Genomic DNA, 15,757 nt, shown 5'->3' on the forward strand with positions numbered 1-15,757 from the left:
CCGGTGTCAAGTAATTGGCCGGGCCGTTGGGTCCGGTTCTTTCCTGGGGACAACGCGACGGAGCGCCTGGGGTTTCACCGTCGAAACCACCGAGAGGAAATCATGTTCGACACCATCCGTTCGACAACACGGTTGCGATGGGCGGCGGGCTTCGCCGTCAGCGCACTCGTGCTCGGAGCAGGTGCCGCCACGGCATCCGCAGCATCCGCCACCGAGGTCTCCGCGACCCCGGTCACGGCGGCACTCGCGACGAGCGTCGTCGCCGCGACGAACACCGACGAGGAGTCCCTCGCGGACAAGCCCTACATGGGCTGGAGCAGCTACAGCATGCAGGTCTACGCCGGCAACGGGCAGGCCTGGATCAGCGCCGACCAGATCATCGCGCAGTCCGACGCCATGCACGAGAAGCTGCAGAGCCACGGCTACGAGTACATCAACATCGACGCCGGCTGGAACGGCAGCAACGACGAGTACGGCCGCCCGATCCCGAGCGAGACGCTGTACCCGAACGGCCTGCAGGCCGTGATCGATCACGTGCACGGCAACGGCCAGAAGATCGGCCTCTACTTCATCCCCGGCATCTCCGAATCGGTCTACGAAGCCGCGTACCCCGTCTACGGGGCCCCCGAGTGCACGACCGCCGACGTCGTCAAGCGGCCGCTGCAGCAGGCCGACTACTGGGGCATCGGCCACCGCATCGACTTCTCCACCCCCTGCGGCCAGGCCTACATCGACTCGATCGCCGACATGCTCGGCGAGTGGGGCATCGACTTCGTCAAGTTCGACAGCGTGACCCCCGGCTCCGGCGTCGGCGACCTCTCGCTCGACGCCCGTGACGACGTCGCCGCATGGTCGCAGGCGCTGAAGCGCAACAACATCTGGTTCGAGCTCTCCTGGGCGCTCGACATCCGCTACGCCGACTACTGGAAGGAGCACGCCGACGGCTGGCGCATCGACTGGGACGTCGAGTGCTACTGCGAGAACGAAGCTCTCACCACGTGGGACAACATCGCCCGGCTCTTCCCGAAGGCCGCCGAATGGTGGCGGCACGCGGGGCCGAACTCGGGATGGAACGACTTCGACTCGCTGAACGTCGGCAACGGCAAGATGGACGGCCTCACCAAGGACGAGCGCCGCACCGCGGCCACGTTCTGGGCGGTGTCGTCGGTGCCGATGTACCTCGGCAACGACATGACCAACCTCGACGCCTACGGCCTCGAGCTGCTCACCAACGACGAGGTCATCGCGGTCAACCAGGCCGGGCGCCCCGCGCACCCGGTCTCGACCGGCTCGTCGCGCCAGACGTGGTTCTCGACCAACCCCGACGGCTCCGTCACGGTCGCGGTCTTCAACCTCGGACGCACGGATGCCGACATCACGGTCTCGCTCGCCGACCTCGGCGTCGAGGGCGAGGTCAAGGTGCGCGACCTCTGGAAGAAGAAGAACCTGGGCAAGGCGACCGGCGAGTTCGTCGCGACCGACGTGCCCGTGCACGGCACCCGCCTGTTCACCTTCACGCCGGCGAAGAACAGCACGCTCACCCTCAACGACGACGACGCACGGCTCACCTACGAGGGCGCATGGACGCGCAACGGCGGCGCCGAGGTGCCCGCCCGCGCCCAGGCCCTGACGGTCTCGTCGTTCGACTCGTCGCAGGGCGGCACGGCTCCCGAGCCCGGCCCGTCGAACGTGCGCACGATCAACAACAACGACCCCGGCATCGTCTACAGCGGTACGTGGAGTCAGAGCGGTGGACGCGGCATGGGCGACTACCAGGACGACGTGCACTACAGCGAGGCCAACGGGTCGGCGTTCGAGTACTCGTTCGTCGGCACCGGGATCGACTGGTTCACCGAGACGCACTCCTCGCAGGGGGAGGCCGAGGTCTACCTCGACGGCGTGCTCGTCGACACGGTCGACACCTTCCAGGCCGAGGGCCGCGGGGTGCAGCAGCAGGTCTACAGCGTGCGCGATCTTCCGAACGGTTCGCACACTCTGCGCGTCGTGAAGAAGTCGGGCCAGTTCATGCTGAACGACCGCCTCGACATCGTGCAGGAGGGCGTGATCGACGTCGACCACCTCGCCTTCGACCGGGCGGCCCCGGCGGATGCCGTCGTCACGCTGCTGCGCGACCCGAGCGAGCTGCAGAGCATCTCGCGCGACGGCACGCCGCTCACCGACGGCACGGACTACACGATCGCGGGTGACGAGATCACCTTCGCGAGCGGGTTCCTCGCGGCGCTGCCGGATGGCGACACCGGGCTCGAGCTACGGTTCCGCGGCGACCACCGCGACGACGTGCACGCCACGGCCGACGACGGAGCGGCGGTCTCGTTCACGTTCAGCGGCAAGAAGCTGACGTTGACCGGCGCGACCGGACCCGATCAGGGCACCGCCGAGATCTACCTCGACGGCAACCTCGTCGACACGGTCGACCTGCACAGCGACACCCGCCTCACGCAGCAGGTGCTCTTCACGCTCGACGACGTGAAGAAGGGGGATCACACGATCAAGATCGTGAAGACCTCGGGCGACCTGCTCCGCTTCGACAGCCTGTCGTACGTGACGCGGTAGCCCGATGAGACCAGGGGCGCGGGTGGAGTGTGTGCCGCCCGCGCCCCTTTCCTCTTTGTGTGGATGCCGTCAGGCGGCGTCCGGCGTGATGACCAGGCGCGTGCCCCACGGGTCGGCGAGGCGTAGCGTGTGTCCATCGTCGGCGCCGTCGACGCCGTGCGAGCGGATGCGGTCGGCGAGCGCCTCGACGTCGTCGCGGGTGGGCACCACGATGCGCACATCGCCGAGGCCGAGCGAGGCGGCCCGCGGGCCGGCGCCGGCACTCTGCCAGGTGTTCATGCCGATGTGGTGGTGGTAGCCGCCCGCCGAGACGAACAGGGCGCTGCCGAGATCGGCCGTCACATCGAACCCCAGCACTCCGGCGTAGAACGCCTTCGCCGAGGGGATGTCTCCCACCTGCAGGTGCACGTGACCGATCGCAGCCGTGTCTCCCGACGTCGAGGCATCCGTCGTCAGCCACTGCTGCAGGAACGCGTTCGGGTCGAGGGCGAGCGAGGCCATCTGCACCCCGCCGTCGGGCAGGATCGTCCACTCGTCGCGCGGACGGTCGTGGTAGAGCTCGAGGCCGTTGCCCTCGGGGTCGGTGAAGTAGAACGCCTCGCTGACGAGGTGGTCGGCCGAGCCGGTGAACGTCTGCGGAACGCGCTCGGCCATCGACAGGAGGGATGCCGCGAGCTGGTGCTGATCCTGGAACAGGATCGCCGTGTGATAGAGCCCTGCGCCGCGCGGATTCGCGTTCGGCAGCTCCTTCTCCTGGCGGAGCCGCATGATCTTCTGCGTGCCTCGGCCGAGGGTGGCCGTGGCACCGGACTGGTCGAGCACGTCGAGCGTGACGGCCTGCTGGTAGTACGCGGTCATGGCGTCGAGATCGCGCACGAGCAGTTCGACGGTGTCCATGCGCGTGTCATCGGGTGCCGCGCCGGCGGTCGAGACGGATGCCGCGCGCCACGCGCCGGCCGCAGGTGTCAGGCTCATGCGCCGATGGCCTTCACCGACCACGCGGGGAAGTCGGGTGCCCAGGCGAGGCCGGCGGCGGCGAGCTTCTCGCGCGGCTGCACGACCTTCATTCCTCCGGCGGCGACATAGGCGAGGGCGAGGATGCCGGCGACGATCCAGTAGGCGATCAGCATGGTGCTTCTTTCGGTTGATTGACATTTCAACTAACGCGAGAGGTGGCGCGATAATTCCACCGCTCAGGGCACCTCGTCAGAAAGCATCCGTCCGCATGCTCTAGACTGATCTCACCAAGGGGAGTACTCCGCCACGGTGGTTTCGTCATTACGGATGCGTTCGCATCCCGGGCCGCCGGTTCCTGATCGAAGGAATGGAGAAGACTTTGGCGCTGCTGCCGCATACGCCGAGTCTGGAGTCCTCATGGATGTCACCCCCCTGATCTGGATCATCACGATCGCCGTGACGATCGCGTTCTTCGTGTACGAGTTCTTCGCGCACGTGCGCACACCTCATGAACCGTCGATCGGCGAGTCCGCCCGCTGGTCGATCTTCTACATCAGCCTCGCGCTGCTCTTCGGCATCGGCATCGGCGTCGTGTCGGGATGGACCTACGGCGGTGAGTACTTCGCCGGGTACCTGACCGAGAAGGCGCTGTCGATCGACAACCTGTTCGTCTTCCTCATCGTGATGACCGGGTTCGCCGTGCCGAAGAAGTACCAGCAGAAGGTGCTGATGATCGGCATCGTGATCGCCCTGATCCTGCGCGGCATCTTCATCGCCGTCGGCGCGACGCTCATCGAGAACTTCTCGTGGATCTTCTACCTGTTCGGCGCGCTGCTGCTCGTGCTCGCCTACCGTCAGGCGTTCAGCAACCACGAGAGCGACCCCGCCAACGGTCGGTTCATGAGGTTCGTGCGCCGCCACCTGCCGGTCAGTGACGAGTACAACGGCGACAAGCTCACGGTCGTCAAGAACGGCAAGCGCTTCGTGACCCCGATGCTGCTCACGATCATCGCGATCGGCTTCATCGACCTCGTGTTCGCCGTCGACTCGATCCCCGCGATCTACGGACTCACCGACCAGGCGTACATCGTGTTCACCGCCAACGCCTTCGCGCTCATGGGTCTGCGCCAGCTGTACTTCCTCATCGGCGGCCTGCTCGAGCGTCTCGTCTACCTGGCGCAGGGCCTCGCGGTCATCCTCGCCTTCATCGGCGTGAAGCTCGTCTTCCACGCCCTGCACGTCAACGAGCTGCCCTTCATCAACGGCGGCGAGCCCGTGCTCTGGGCGCCCGAGATCCCGATCTGGTTCTCGCTGCTCTTCATCGGTGCGACCATCGCAGTCGCCACCGTCGCCAGTCTCCTCAAGACGCGCCGCGATCCCGCGGCCGTCGCCTCCGCCACCGAGAACACCGACAAATAAGGAGATCTCCTTGAACGCCCACTGTTCTGACTCTTCGGACTCTGACAGTACGAGCGCCCGGTTCACCCCGGGCGCGCACCCCCGCACCGAGCAGGTGACCCGCTGATGGGCGACCTGCTCTGGAACATCGCCCTGGTCTTCGCGTTCGTCCTGATCGGCGGTGTCTTCGCAGCGACGGAGATGGCGCTCGTCACGCTGCGCGAGAGCCAGATCAACGCGATCGGCCTGCGCGGCAAGCGCGGGGCGAAGGTCGCGGCTCTGGCCCGCAACCCCAACACCTTCCTCTCCGCGGTGCAGATCGGCGTGACGGTGGCCGGCTTCGCATCGGCGGCCTACGGAGCGACCTCGATCGCGCCGTCCGTCGCGCCGCTGTTCGAGTCGTGGGGTCTGGATCCGGCGATCTCTCTCACGATCGCGACGATCGCGCTGACGCTCGTGATCGCCTACCTGTCGCTCGTGCTCGGCGAGCTGGTGCCCAAGCGCCTCGCGATCCAGCGCAATGCGCAGTTCGCGTACGCCGTGGCGCCCGCGCTCAACGGCTTCGCGATCGTCATGCGGCCGGTGATCTGGCTGCTGTCGGTGTCGACGAACGCGCTCGTGCGTCTGCTCGGCGGAGACCCGAACAAGACCGGTGAAGAGCTCAGCGACGAGGAGGTGCGCGACATCGTCGCCTCGCATCAGGGTCTCCCCGATGACGAGCGCCGCATCCTCGACGACGTGCTCTCGCTGCGCGGACGTCAGATCAGCGAGGTCATGCGGCCCCGCCCCGAGGTCGTCGCGCTCGACGAGACCGCGACGGCAGCCGAAGCGATGGCCCAGGTGCGCGATCTGCCGTTCTCGCGCTACCCCGTCGCCGACAAGTCGATCGACGACATCATCGGCTTCGTGCACGTACGCGACCTGTTCGAGGCGGCGGGCGACGATCCGTCGCGTCCCGTGCAGACGCTGCTGCGTGACATCCCGTACATCCCGTCGACCGCCCGGGTGCTGCCGACCCTCACGCGAATGCGCGCCGACGGGCACCACATCGCGGTCGTCGTCGACGAGTACGGCGGCACCGACGGGCTCGTCACGCTCGAAGACCTGGTCGAGGAGGTCGTCGGCGAGATCTTCGACGAGTACGACACCGCCGAGATGGATCTCCCGGGCGGAGCGATCGACGGCCGTCTGAACCTGCAGGACTTCGAGGAGGCGACGGGTCTCGAGCTGCCCCGCGGTTCGTCCGACACGATCGCCGGGTTCATCACCGAACAGCTCGGACGCCTCGCCGTCGTCGGCGACACGGTCGAGGTGCCGGGCGCGACGATCCAGGTCGCCGAGCTCGACCGCCGCCGAATCGCGCGCGTAAGGGTGACCCCGCGCGCGGAGGAGGAGGAGGAGGAGCCGGCCCCGGCCGTCTGACCTTCGCCGCGCCGTCGCCGAGCCACCTCTCGCCGAGCCACCCCTTTCTGCGCGAGCCACCCCTCTGCGGGCGGTGCGGAAAGGGGTCGCTCGGTCGTCGAGGGGTGGCTCGGCGAGTGTCGAACGGATGCCGGGGCGCCGGGCGAGGGAACGCGACGTCCACCCGGCGTGCCGATACTCTGGCCGGGACATCGATACGGGGGACACTTCCATGCGCACTTCTCGACTGGCCATTCTCGCCGCCGCTGCCGGCCTTCTCGCCACGGCGCTCACGGGCTGCACCTTCTCGGCATCCGCCACCGCGTCGCCCGACGACATCGCGACGCTCGCGGAGGACGCGCTCGAGGGCGAGATCGGCCAGCGCCCCGAGATCGACTGCGGCGACGACAGCATTCCCCTGAAGGAGGACTCGGTCGTGCCGTGCCTTCTCACAGATCCGGCCAGCGGTGCTGAGTTCGACGCCGACGTCACCCTCACGAAGGTCGACGGCACGAACGTCACGGTTTCGGTGCAGGTCGCGGATGCCCCGAACAACGCTCCCGCACCCGAACCGAGCGAGAGCCCCGCGACCGACACCGGTGGAACCCTGACGCTGACCGCCGAGGAGATCGGCGTCACCGCTGCGCGGGCGCTGACCGACGCGGGCGTGCTCCCGAGCCCGAGCGTGCTCTGCCCGGGCGGATCGCACGAGGTGTCCAACGGCTACAGTCTCGAGTGCACCGCGATCCAGGGCGGCGATCAGTACGCCGCGACCGTCACGATCTCCGAGGTCGAAGGGTCGTCGTACTCCGTCAACATCGTCATCCCGGAGCTCGCCGGCTGATCCCGCCCGCCGGCTGATCGTTCAGGCCGGGAAGACGACCCCGGTCGCCGCCTCGGCGGCCGACCACAGCGCCGCCCCCGTCGCGGGTGAGCGCACGGCATCCGAGGCGGCGACTCGCTTCGGCGCCCCCCGGAACTCGAGCAGCCCACCCGGCCCCCAGTAGTCGCCGCCCGTGGCATCCGTCGCCGTCGACGCGTGAACGATCGGCAGAGCGCCGGCGTCCTTCCCCTGCACGAGCGCGCGCGTCGGACGGGCCAGCGCCCGCACGAGGCGGGAGCCGGCGGCGAGACCGGGCCGTTCGGGCGTGAGGGGGTCCACCGCGTAGCCCGGATGCGCGCAGAGCGCCGAGCGCCCGGATCCCGACCACCGGCGGTCGAGTTCGAACGCGAACGCCATGAGCGCCGCTTTCGAGCGGCCGTACTGACGCAGTGACGATCCGCGCCAGGAAGCGGTGATGCGCGCGGGATCGAGTTGCGCGAAACGGTGCGCGAGTGAGCCGACCGCCACGACCCGGGCGTCGGGCGCAAGTGCTCGGCCAAGCTGTGCGATCAGGGCGAAGTGACCGAGGAAGTTCGTGCCGACCATGAGGTCGAGCCCGTCGGCGGTGCGGGCATCGGGTGTCGCCGCCTTCACGCCGGCGTTGCAGATCACGGCGTCGAGTGTTTCGCCGATGCCGGATGCCGCCTGCGCGACGCTCTCGAGCGATCCGAGGTCGAGGGGCAGCACGCGCAGATCGGCGTCCGCCACCCGGGTGCGAACGGCGTCGACCGCCGTCGCCGCTCGCTCGGCGGAGCGGCATCCGAGCAGTACCCGCGCCCCGCGGGTCGCGAGCTGCTCGACGCACCAGTAGCCGATGCCGGCGTTCGCTCCGGTGACGAGGATCGTGCGGCCGCGCAGATCGGAAGCATCCATTCCCCCAACCTACGCGGCCGCCGTTCCCCGGGATCCCGAAGCGCGGATGCCGCGGTTACGCCGAACGTCGCGAGAGGAGTCCCGCGACGACGTCGATCAGCACGAACCCCACGAGGGTCCAGCCGACCAACGGGAGCCACAGTCCCACCACCGCGCCGACCGCCGCGACGGCCGCCAGCCCCCACCACGGGGCGTCGCGCAGCACCCCGCGCGGCGGTGGTGAGCCCCCGAACCTCCGTGCCGAGCGCGGCGGTCGCCGCTTCCACCACATCACGTACCCGAGCACGACCATCCCGGCGATCGCGAGGGCGATCACGAACAGCACGATCTGGTTCGCGAGACCGAACATCACTCCCATGTGCAGGTCGATGCCCCACCGCGCGAGCTTCGCCGGCAGTGAGAACTCGGCGAAGTCGACCCGGTCGACGACCTGCATCGTCGTGCCGTCGATCGCGACCGAGTCGACCTCGGTCGGGTAGCTCGTCTTGATCCCGCGCACGACCCACGCCGAGCCCGGCGCGGCGGGAGGGGTGATCTCCACGAGCCCGGTGTCGACGTTGGTGCGCTGCGCGATCGCGAGCACCGCATCGAAGGTGGCGGGATTCGCCGCACCGGTCGGAGCGGACACCGCCCCGTGATGCCCGGCGTGCTCGTCGGCCGGGGCATCCGCTCCGTCGAGCGCGGTCGTGAGCTGCGGCGTGCCCCAGTCGAGCGAGGCGCGCAGGCTCGAGACGTTCGCGCCGGCGAATTGCGACCAGGTGATGCCGGTGGCCGAGAGGAACAGCGCTCCGAGCACGACCCAGACCCCGAGAGACGCGTGCCAGCCGAAGACCCGCCGATACCCGGTGTGCGTCGGGTTCGGCCGCAGCAGATCGCGCTTCGCGCGCGCCTTGCGGATGCGGATGATCCACAGCGCGAGGCCCGCCACGACGACGATCCCCAGCCACGATGCCGCGAGCTCGCTGTAGTATCGGCCGATCTCGCCGAGTTGCAGGTTGCGGTGCAGGTTGTCGATCCAGGTGCGCAGCGGCAGCGCCCCGCTCGTGCCGTAGACGGTGAGGTCTCCGTGGATCTCGCCCGTACCGGGGTCGATGAACACGGCGCGGGACTCGCTCGCGGCGAGCCCGTCCTGCGCGAACAGGATGCGCGAGGTGTCACCCGGCTCGGGCGCGGGGCGCACCGCCGACAGCGTCGCCTCCTCACCGACGTGCTCCTCGGCGATCCTGATCTGCTCGGCGAGGGTGAGCGACGTCGACGATGCCGGCGCGTGCAGCTCGTGCGCGTAGACGACCTGCTCGAGCGTCGGCGTGAGCGCGTAGAGCGCACCGCTCAGCGCCGCCACCAGGATGAACGGCCCCACCAGGATGCCGGCGAAGAAGTGCAACCGCAGCATCAGGGCTCCGAACCACCGGGGCTTCTTCGCGCGGCCCGGTCGGGAGGCGGCCGGCGGCGCGGCCTCCGTGACCGTCACGACGAGCCGCCCAGCAGCGTCTCGCCGATGAAGCCGCCCTCGCGGCATCCGGGCGGGATCGCGAACACGGCCGAGCCGATCGGCGTCGTCCACTCGTTGAGCAGATCGAGGTCGGCGAGCCGTTGCTGCATCGGCGTGAACTGCCGATCGATGTCGGCCTGGAACGACACGAAGATCAGGCCGGACTCCGACACGCTCGCGCCTGCCGGACGCTCGTCGTAGTTGTAGGCGCGACGGAAGATCTTCTCGCCGTCGTCGCCGCGGGCGCGGCGCATGTGCGCGAACTGCGGGATCACGGGGAAACCGACCGCCGTGGTCGCGTCGAAGTCCGGTTCGTCGAACTCCTGCGTGCCGGTGAGCGGTGCGCCGTTCGCCAGTGTGCGGCCGACGGATGCCTCGCGCCCGCTGCGATCCAGGCGATCCCATTTGTCGAGGTCCATCCGCGTACGGCGCACGACCATACCGGTGCCGCCGGCCATCCATCCGTCCTCGACCCACACGACGGAGTCGAACTCGGTCGTGCCCGGTTCGGGGTTGGCGGTGCCGTCGACCTGGCCGAACAGGTTGCGCATGGTCGTGCCCGAACGCTCGGTGCCGTACGCGCGGCGGAAGCCCTGCTGGCTCCAGCGCAGCGACGCGAAGCTGCGGGCGTCCTTCAACAGCATCCGCGCCGCGTGCGCGACCGTGAGCGGATCGTCGGCGGCGATCTGCAGCAGCAGGTCGCCGTCGGAGAACTCCGGCTGCAGGCGATCGATCGAGAACGCCGGCAGGGGAGCGAGCCACTCCGGCGCCACGCCCGCCGCGCGTGCGACGAGGCCCGGGCCGAACCCGAACGTGACGGTCAGGCGTGCGGGCGCAGCGGCGAGCTCCGGTTCGGAGTCCGCGAGCGCCGCTTTCCCCTGCGTGAGGCGGGCGGCGTCATCGGTGAGGATGCGCAGCAGCCGGGTGAGGCCGTCGCGATCCGTCGTGTCGAGCAGGTCGAGGGCGAGGAACAGTCCGTGCGCTTGCGCGGCGGTGTCGATCCCGGCCTGATGCGTGCCGTGGAACGGCACGGCCTCCTCGCCGTTCATCGGCGTCGAAGCGGGGGCTGCGGTGCCGGCGTCCTGCCGGTTCAGGGCGTAGTCGACCCCGATCGCCGCGACCGCGCCGACACCGGCGACAGCCCCTCCGAGGAGGAACTGCCGCCGGGTCGACCCGGAGCGATCGGAGCGCGCACCCTCGGTGCGCGGGGGCATCAGTGGTCCATGCCCTCGTGGTCGTCGCCCTCGTCGCCCTCGTAGTTCTCGTTGGCGCCCGAGTAGTCCTTCACCGGAGCGGTGAAGGCGTACGTCGAGTCGTCCGAGAACGTGAGGGTGACGGTGACCTCGTCGCCCGCGCTGAGGGCGCCCGTGAGCCCCATCAGCATGATGTGGTCGGCACCGGGCACGAGTTCCAGCGAACCGCCGGCGGGGATCGAGAACCCGCCCTCGATCTCGCGCATGACCATCTCGCCGGCCTCGTTCTCGACGGTCTCGTGCAGCTCGACCATGCCGGCGGCGTCGGTCTCGGCCGACACGATCGTGACGGCATCCGTGCCGCTGTTGGTCAGCGTGCCGAAGGCCGCCGACATGTCCTCGTCGGTGGCCTTGACCCAGGCGTCCTCGATGGTGACGGTCTCGCCCGCGGGGGCCGCCTCGGTGGGCGTCTCGGCAGCGGCGCACCCCGTGAGGGCGAGCAGCGAGACGGCGACGAGCGCGGTCAGACGGGACAGGTTCTTCGTGGGGGTGTTCATGGAAATGCCTTTCACTTCTCTTCCGCGGCGTCGCCCTCGGCGGACGCGGCGGGTGCCGTCTTCGGACGGCGGAGGATTCGATACAGGACGAGGGCGACGACGGCGATCGCCGCACCCGCGCCGCCGACGAGCAGCAACCGCAGGCCGCCGTCGGTCTCATCAGTGGACTGACCCGTGGGATCCGAGGCGTCCGGAACGTACGAGGGAGCATCGGCATCCGTCGGTGCCTGCGTCGCCGTCATCGGTTCGGCGTCGCCGATCGTGAACGGGACGATGCCCGAGATCGGATGCCCGTCCTCCGAGACCACCTGCCAGCGCACCTGGTACCCGGCGTCGGGCATTCCGGGCTCGACCGTGGCGGTGACGGTGTTACCCGAGACCTCCACGTCGCCGGTCGCCCAATCGCGACCGCTCTCGTCGATCACGAGCACGACCGCGCCCTGGGTGGAATCGCCCAGCACGAGCAGCTCGCCCGAGTACGTCAGGGTGATGCTCTCGGGCGCCGTGGCCAGACTCTCGTCGGCTTCGGGCGTGCTGTGGACGAGCGAATCATGGGCGGATGCCGGCACGGCCGTCGCGAACACCGCGACAGCCGCCACCGCCATCCCGACCGCGAATCTGCGGGCAGGGGACATGGATGACAGACCTCTCAACGGGCGCCGGGAAGCCGACGCCGCATGTGCGTTCGGATGCCCGCGCGGCAGCGTGCCGGCGCAGGCGTGATCGCCTGACGGCACAGAGGCCGCAGGCGCGGATCAGATCGCGGGGGAGAGAGGTGGCGCTCGACCGCGCAGGGTCGACAGCAGCAGGGCATCGCGCAGGGCGACGGGGGAGGAGAAGACGGAAGGCGCCGCGAGCGGGCGCGCGGGTGCCACGAAGGCCGCCGAGGCGACGCGGCGCCGCACCCAGCGGATGCTCTGCTGCGCGAGATCGCGCAGACCGAGGAGCAGCCTTTCGCCGCGGTGCAGAGCGGCGATCGTGAGGGCGGCGGCGACCACGTGTCCGATCCACATGGTGCCGTCGGCGACGACGGCATCCGGGATCGCGCCCGCGGCCGGGAGCACCAGCGGGGCACCGTGCACGTGCGGGGCGACGACGCCCGACGGCGTGATCGTGCCGAGCACGAAGAGCGTGTGGAAGAGGAACTGGCTGACCGCCACCGAGATGCTCAACCGGATGACCGAGAGCCGGCGGCCGGCGAGGAGGACGCACACCATGAACGAGAGCACCCACGGCACGATGATTCCGAGCGGTCCCGGCATCGCCCCGCCGGCGGTGACGTGCCCGGCCAGTGCGACGAAGATCGCCACGGCGGATGCCGCGAACCCGCGCAGGACGGCGGGTCTTCTGGACGGGTGCACGCGTCCATTCTGTCAGGTCGCCGAAACGCCGCGAACGAGGGGCGTCAGATTCTCCGACGCCCCTCGTTGTAATCGACGGGCCCTTCCCCAGGGCCCTCAAGTGATCTCCCCGATCACGTCGGTGCTTCGGGCACCACACCCGAGGGGCGGCGGTCCCCACATGCCGCCCCTCATCTCCCTCCGGAGATCTCGCGTCAGGCGATCACGTGCACGGCGCCGCCGACGATGATCGTCAGGAGCGTGGTCCAGGCGACGATCGCGAGTCCCTGCCAGAAGAGGATCCGTGTCTTGCTCACGCCGGTCGCGGCGAGCATCGTCGCCGTGAACTGCGTCGGCAGCAGCAGCGGGCCGAGCAGGCTCACCCCGGGAACGCCGTAACGCTCGAGAGCGTTCTGGAACTTCTGCTTGCGCGGGCTCGCCGCCTCCGGCGTCTCGATCGCCGCTGCGTCGCCGCCGGCCGCGACGAGCTGACGGGAGCGGTTGCGCTGCACGATCGCCTGCCGTGCGCCGGAACTGGCGAGCACGAGCACCAGCACGCAGAGGAAGTTGCCGACGATGCCCGCGATGGCGGCGACGACGGGATGGATGCCGCCGATGATGCCGATCGAGGCGGCGCCCTCTCCCTCGATGAACGGGACGGCGCCCGCGAGGGCGACGATGAGCGGCTGAACGAGCTCGGGCACCTGGGCGACCAGGTTCTGGAAGGTCTCGATGAGGTTCATGGTGTCCTCCGGGTCTGTGCGGCAACGGTCTCTCCGTTGCGATGCATCCAGTTCACCCGCTGGGGCCCGATCGCGGCAGTGCCGCGGTGTCACCGGAATCCACGCGCTCCGCACGACCGAGGGGTGACAACTGTCACGGCTCTAGGGTGGTGGGGTGAGCACCCCCTCGACACCCGGAGCCCGCCAACTCGCGCGCGGCATCATCGCCACCTGGTGGTACACGGTGTCGGGTGTGCTGTTCCTCGAACTCATGCTGGTGTTCTTCTGGACGGTGCTCGCGTTCGCCGAGCCCGAGAGCATCGTGCCCGGCATGATCGTGGCCATCGGTGGCCTGATCTGGTGGGCGTCCACCGCGCTCCTGCTGCGCGACTACCGGCACCGCGTCGATGCCGAGCCCGGCGTCGCATGGCGGAGCATCCTCCTGCCGATGACCGTCGCGGTGGCGTTCGGCGTCGTCGCGGGCATCGCGCTGGGCAGTTGGCAGCTCGCGCTCATGCCCATCGTCCAGTCGCTCGCGCTGCTGAACTGGCCGGCCGGTGTGCGGTACCGCGTGACCATCGCGGCGGTGCTGGTCATGGGGGCGCTCGGATTCATCGATGCGCACGACGAGGCGGCAGCCGTGTGGTGGATGCCGATCTTCTACACCGCGCTCCTGCCGATCATGACGGTGAGCACGCTGTGGTGGTGGGATGTGCTGAACACGCTCGACCGCGCCAGAGCCTCCGAGGTCAGGCTCGCGGCCACCCAGGAGCGTCTGCGCGTCGCCACCGACGTGCACGACCTGCAGGGGCACCATCTGCAGGTGATCGCGTTGCAGCTCGAACTCGCCGAGCGACTCATGCCCGTCGACGCGGATGCCGGCATGGAGCAGCTCCGCGCGGCGCGCTCCAGCGTCGACGACGCACGGCAGGGCACGCGCGACCTCGCCACCCGCTTCCGCTCGGTGCCGCTGGGCGACGAACTCGCCAACGCCCGCGACCTGCTCACGGCCGCGGGCCTCGAGGTCGAGGCGCGCATCGCCCCGGACGCGGCATCCGCGCCGGCATCCGCCCTCGGGCCGGTGATCCGCGAGACGACCACGAACGCCCTGCGCCACGGCGGCGGCGCGCGGGCACGGCTCACCCTCGCTCGAGACGGCTCGCACTGGCGGTACACGATCGCGAACGACCGTGCGGACGGTGAGGAATCGGATGCCGATGGCTCGGGCCTCGACGGCATCCGCCGCCGTCTCGCCGAGGTCGGCGGAGCGCTGGAGGTGCGCGACGACGGCGGGGAGTTCGTCGTCACCGCGACCGTCCCCGCCGAGGACGCGCGATGATCCGCGTGCTGCTGGCCGACGACGAGGGCATGATCCGGTCGGCGCTCGCCGCGTTGCTGCGGCTCGAAGACGACATCGATGTGGTGGCGGAGTGCGGTGACGGCGACGAAGCGGTGGCCGAGGCGCTGCGCCTCGAGCCCGACGTGTGCCTGCTCGACCTCGAGATGCCGGGCCTCGACGGCGTGCAGGTCGCCGAGCGGTTGAATCGCGCCATCGCGACCCGCTGCGTCGTCGTCACCCGCCACGCGCGGCCGGGTGTGCTGCGTCGTGCGCTGGCATCGGGGGTGTCGGGCTTCCTCCCCAAGTCCCGCGGAGCGAACGAGGTCGCCGCGGTCATCCGCAAGGTCGCGGCCGGCGGCAAGTACGTCGACCCGGAGATCGCCGCCGATGCCCTCAGCGACGAGCGCTCGCCGCTGACCGATCGCGAGCTCGACGTGCTGCGTGCGGGGCGGCGCGGCGAGACGACCGGGCAGATCGCCCGCATCCTCTCGCTCGCCCCGGGAACCGTGCGCAATCACGTCTCGGCGATCCTCGGCAAGCTCTCGGTCGCGACCCGCCAGCAGGCGGTTCTCCTCGCCGAGGAGCGCGGGTGGATCTGAGCCGCCTATCCTGGCATCATGACCTCCGCTGCCGCTAAGCCCTCGGTCCTGTTCGTGTGCGTGCACAACGCCGGTCGCTCGCAGATGGCCGCAGGATTCCTGCGGGAGATCGCGGGAGACCGCATCGAGGTGCGCTCGGCCGGATCGATGCCCGCCGACGCGATCAACCCGGTCGCGGTCGAGGCGATGAGCGAACTCGGCATCGACATCACCGCCGAGCAGCCGAAGGTGCTCACGACCGAGGCCGTCCAGGCATCGGATGTCGTCATCACCATGGGATGCGGCGACGCCTGCCCGTTCTTCCCCGGCAAGCGCTACGAGGACTGGACGCTCGACGACCCGGCCGGGCAGGGGATCGACGCGGTGCGCCCGATCCGGGATGAGATCCGCGCGCGGATCGAGACCCTCGTCTCCGAACTCGTCTGATCC

Annotated in this window: 16 protein-coding genes; 7 read left to right on the forward strand and 9 right to left on the reverse strand. The window is 69.7% G+C overall.

Annotated elements, in window-relative coordinates; genetic code table 11:
• Nucleotides 1-102: 102 nt before the first annotated feature.
• Nucleotides 103-2,574, forward strand: coding sequence for a X2-like carbohydrate binding domain-containing protein (locus tag ACZ5Y9_RS05130; protein WP_464472465.1), 2,472 nt, complete (start codon nucleotides 103-105; stop codon nucleotides 2,572-2,574).
• 69 nt (nucleotides 2,575-2,643) lie between these two features.
• Here the strand turns inward: ACZ5Y9_RS05130 and ACZ5Y9_RS05135 are convergent, their stop codons facing one another.
• Nucleotides 2,644-3,549, reverse strand: coding sequence for a VOC family protein (locus ACZ5Y9_RS05135; RefSeq protein WP_464472466.1), 906 nt, complete (start codon nucleotides 3,547-3,549; stop codon nucleotides 2,644-2,646).
• The gene (locus ACZ5Y9_RS05140; protein ID WP_404597587.1) at nucleotides 3,546-3,704 is read right to left on the reverse strand and encodes a DoxX family protein; all 159 of its coding nucleotides are present in this window, start codon (nucleotides 3,702-3,704) and stop codon (nucleotides 3,546-3,548) included. The genes ACZ5Y9_RS05135 and ACZ5Y9_RS05140 overlap by 4 nt, the downstream gene beginning before the upstream one ends.
• A 244-nt stretch (nucleotides 3,705-3,948) precedes the next feature.
• Here ACZ5Y9_RS05140 and ACZ5Y9_RS05145 point away from each other — a divergent pair, with 244 nt between their 5' ends.
• From ACZ5Y9_RS05145 to ACZ5Y9_RS05155, 3 genes are all read left to right on the forward strand, one after another.
• A complete protein-coding gene (locus ACZ5Y9_RS05145) occupies nucleotides 3,949-4,950 on the forward strand; it encodes a TerC family protein (RefSeq protein ID WP_464472467.1) in 1,002 nt (333 codons plus the stop codon).
• 105 nt (nucleotides 4,951-5,055) lie between these two features.
• On the forward strand, nucleotides 5,056-6,351 hold the full coding sequence (locus ACZ5Y9_RS05150) for a hemolysin family protein (protein WP_464472468.1): 1,296 nt from the start codon (nucleotides 5,056-5,058) through the stop codon (nucleotides 6,349-6,351).
• Between the two features lie 211 nt (nucleotides 6,352-6,562).
• On the forward strand, nucleotides 6,563-7,174 hold the full coding sequence (locus ACZ5Y9_RS05155; protein ID WP_464472469.1) for a DUF4333 domain-containing protein: 612 nt from the start codon (nucleotides 6,563-6,565) through the stop codon (nucleotides 7,172-7,174).
• 21 nt (nucleotides 7,175-7,195) lie between these two features.
• On the opposite strand, the gene ACZ5Y9_RS05160 is transcribed toward ACZ5Y9_RS05155, so the two are convergent.
• From ACZ5Y9_RS05160 to ACZ5Y9_RS05190, 7 genes are all read right to left on the reverse strand, one after another.
• The gene (locus ACZ5Y9_RS05160) at nucleotides 7,196-8,086 is read right to left on the reverse strand and encodes an SDR family NAD(P)-dependent oxidoreductase (RefSeq protein WP_464472470.1); all 891 of its coding nucleotides are present in this window, start codon (nucleotides 8,084-8,086) and stop codon (nucleotides 7,196-7,198) included.
• Between the two features lie 55 nt (nucleotides 8,087-8,141).
• Entirely contained in the window at nucleotides 8,142-9,605 is a 1,464-nt protein-coding gene (locus tag ACZ5Y9_RS05165; RefSeq protein ID WP_464472765.1) for a PepSY-associated TM helix domain-containing protein, read from the reverse strand.
• The gene (locus tag ACZ5Y9_RS05170; protein ID WP_464472471.1) at nucleotides 9,554-10,792 is read right to left on the reverse strand and encodes a Dyp-type peroxidase; all 1,239 of its coding nucleotides are present in this window, start codon (nucleotides 10,790-10,792) and stop codon (nucleotides 9,554-9,556) included. Before ACZ5Y9_RS05170 ends, ACZ5Y9_RS05165 begins: the two co-directional genes overlap by 52 nt.
• Nucleotides 10,792-11,328 (reverse strand): copper chaperone PCu(A)C, encoded by a 537-nt coding sequence (locus ACZ5Y9_RS05175; RefSeq protein WP_336640927.1) that lies wholly within the window; start codon nucleotides 11,326-11,328, stop codon nucleotides 10,792-10,794. Before ACZ5Y9_RS05175 ends, ACZ5Y9_RS05170 begins: the two co-directional genes overlap by 1 nt.
• 11 nt (nucleotides 11,329-11,339) lie before the next feature.
• Nucleotides 11,340-11,963 (reverse strand): copper resistance CopC family protein, encoded by a 624-nt coding sequence (locus ACZ5Y9_RS05180; protein ID WP_464472472.1) that lies wholly within the window; start codon nucleotides 11,961-11,963, stop codon nucleotides 11,340-11,342.
• Between the two features lie 120 nt (nucleotides 11,964-12,083).
• On the reverse strand, nucleotides 12,084-12,689 hold the full coding sequence (locus tag ACZ5Y9_RS05185) for a hypothetical protein (protein ID WP_464472473.1): 606 nt from the start codon (nucleotides 12,687-12,689) through the stop codon (nucleotides 12,084-12,086).
• Nucleotides 12,690-12,883: 194 nt separating this feature from the next.
• Nucleotides 12,884-13,411, reverse strand: a complete 528-nt coding sequence (locus ACZ5Y9_RS05190) for a small multidrug efflux protein (RefSeq protein WP_247623295.1) — start codon at nucleotides 13,409-13,411, stop codon at nucleotides 12,884-12,886.
• A gap of 154 nt (nucleotides 13,412-13,565) precedes the next feature.
• Here ACZ5Y9_RS05190 and ACZ5Y9_RS05195 point away from each other — a divergent pair, with 154 nt between their 5' ends.
• Genes ACZ5Y9_RS05195 through ACZ5Y9_RS05205 form a run of 3 tightly spaced genes read left to right on the forward strand, consistent with a single transcriptional unit; the run spans nucleotide 13,566 to nucleotide 15,754 of the window.
• Nucleotides 13,566-14,729 carry a sensor histidine kinase gene (locus tag ACZ5Y9_RS05195; protein WP_464472474.1) on the forward strand — a complete coding sequence of 388 codons (1,164 nt, stop codon included), beginning with the start codon at nucleotides 13,566-13,568 and terminating at the stop codon, nucleotides 14,727-14,729.
• Nucleotides 14,726-15,328, forward strand: a complete 603-nt coding sequence (locus tag ACZ5Y9_RS05200) for a response regulator transcription factor (RefSeq protein ID WP_336640923.1) — start codon at nucleotides 14,726-14,728, stop codon at nucleotides 15,326-15,328. The genes ACZ5Y9_RS05195 and ACZ5Y9_RS05200 overlap by 4 nt, the downstream gene beginning before the upstream one ends.
• 18 nt (nucleotides 15,329-15,346) lie before the next feature.
• Nucleotides 15,347-15,754 carry an arsenate reductase ArsC gene (locus ACZ5Y9_RS05205; protein WP_247632831.1) on the forward strand — a complete coding sequence of 136 codons (408 nt, stop codon included), beginning with the start codon at nucleotides 15,347-15,349 and terminating at the stop codon, nucleotides 15,752-15,754.
• The last annotated feature ends 3 nt before the right edge of the window (nucleotides 15,755-15,757 follow it).

The organism is Microbacterium sp. T3-8, assembly GCF_055398145.1.

Bases quoted from the DNA above. Each gene is read 5' to 3' on its own strand.
- ACZ5Y9_RS05130 (WP_464472465.1), top strand. From the start codon at position 103: ATGTTCGACACCATCCGTTCGACAACACGGTTGCGATGGGCGGCGGGC.
- ACZ5Y9_RS05135 (WP_464472466.1), bottom strand. From the start codon at position 3,549: ATGAGCCTGACACCTGCGGCCGGCGCGTGGCGCGCGGCATCCGTCTCG.
- ACZ5Y9_RS05140 (WP_404597587.1), bottom strand. From the start codon at position 3,704: ATGCTGATCGCCTACTGGATCGTCGCCGGCATCCTCGCCCTCGCCTAT.
- ACZ5Y9_RS05145 (WP_464472467.1), top strand. From the start codon at position 3,949: ATGGATGTCACCCCCCTGATCTGGATCATCACGATCGCCGTGACGATC.
- ACZ5Y9_RS05150 (WP_464472468.1), top strand. From the start codon at position 5,056: ATGGGCGACCTGCTCTGGAACATCGCCCTGGTCTTCGCGTTCGTCCTG.
- ACZ5Y9_RS05155 (WP_464472469.1), top strand. From the start codon at position 6,563: ATGCGCACTTCTCGACTGGCCATTCTCGCCGCCGCTGCCGGCCTTCTC.
- ACZ5Y9_RS05160 (WP_464472470.1), bottom strand. From the start codon at position 8,086: ATGGATGCTTCCGATCTGCGCGGCCGCACGATCCTCGTCACCGGAGCG.
- ACZ5Y9_RS05165 (WP_464472765.1), bottom strand. From the start codon at position 9,605: ATGCCGCGAGGGCGGCTTCATCGGCGAGACGCTGCTGGGCGGCTCGTC.
- ACZ5Y9_RS05170 (WP_464472471.1), bottom strand. From the start codon at position 10,792: ATGCCCCCGCGCACCGAGGGTGCGCGCTCCGATCGCTCCGGGTCGACC.
- ACZ5Y9_RS05175 (WP_336640927.1), bottom strand. From the start codon at position 11,328: ATGAACACCCCCACGAAGAACCTGTCCCGTCTGACCGCGCTCGTCGCC.
- ACZ5Y9_RS05180 (WP_464472472.1), bottom strand. From the start codon at position 11,963: ATGTCCCCTGCCCGCAGATTCGCGGTCGGGATGGCGGTGGCGGCTGTC.
- ACZ5Y9_RS05190 (WP_247623295.1), bottom strand. From the start codon at position 13,411: ATGAACCTCATCGAGACCTTCCAGAACCTGGTCGCCCAGGTGCCCGAG.
- ACZ5Y9_RS05200 (WP_336640923.1), top strand. From the start codon at position 14,726: ATGATCCGCGTGCTGCTGGCCGACGACGAGGGCATGATCCGGTCGGCG.
- ACZ5Y9_RS05205 (WP_247632831.1), top strand. From the start codon at position 15,347: ATGACCTCCGCTGCCGCTAAGCCCTCGGTCCTGTTCGTGTGCGTGCAC.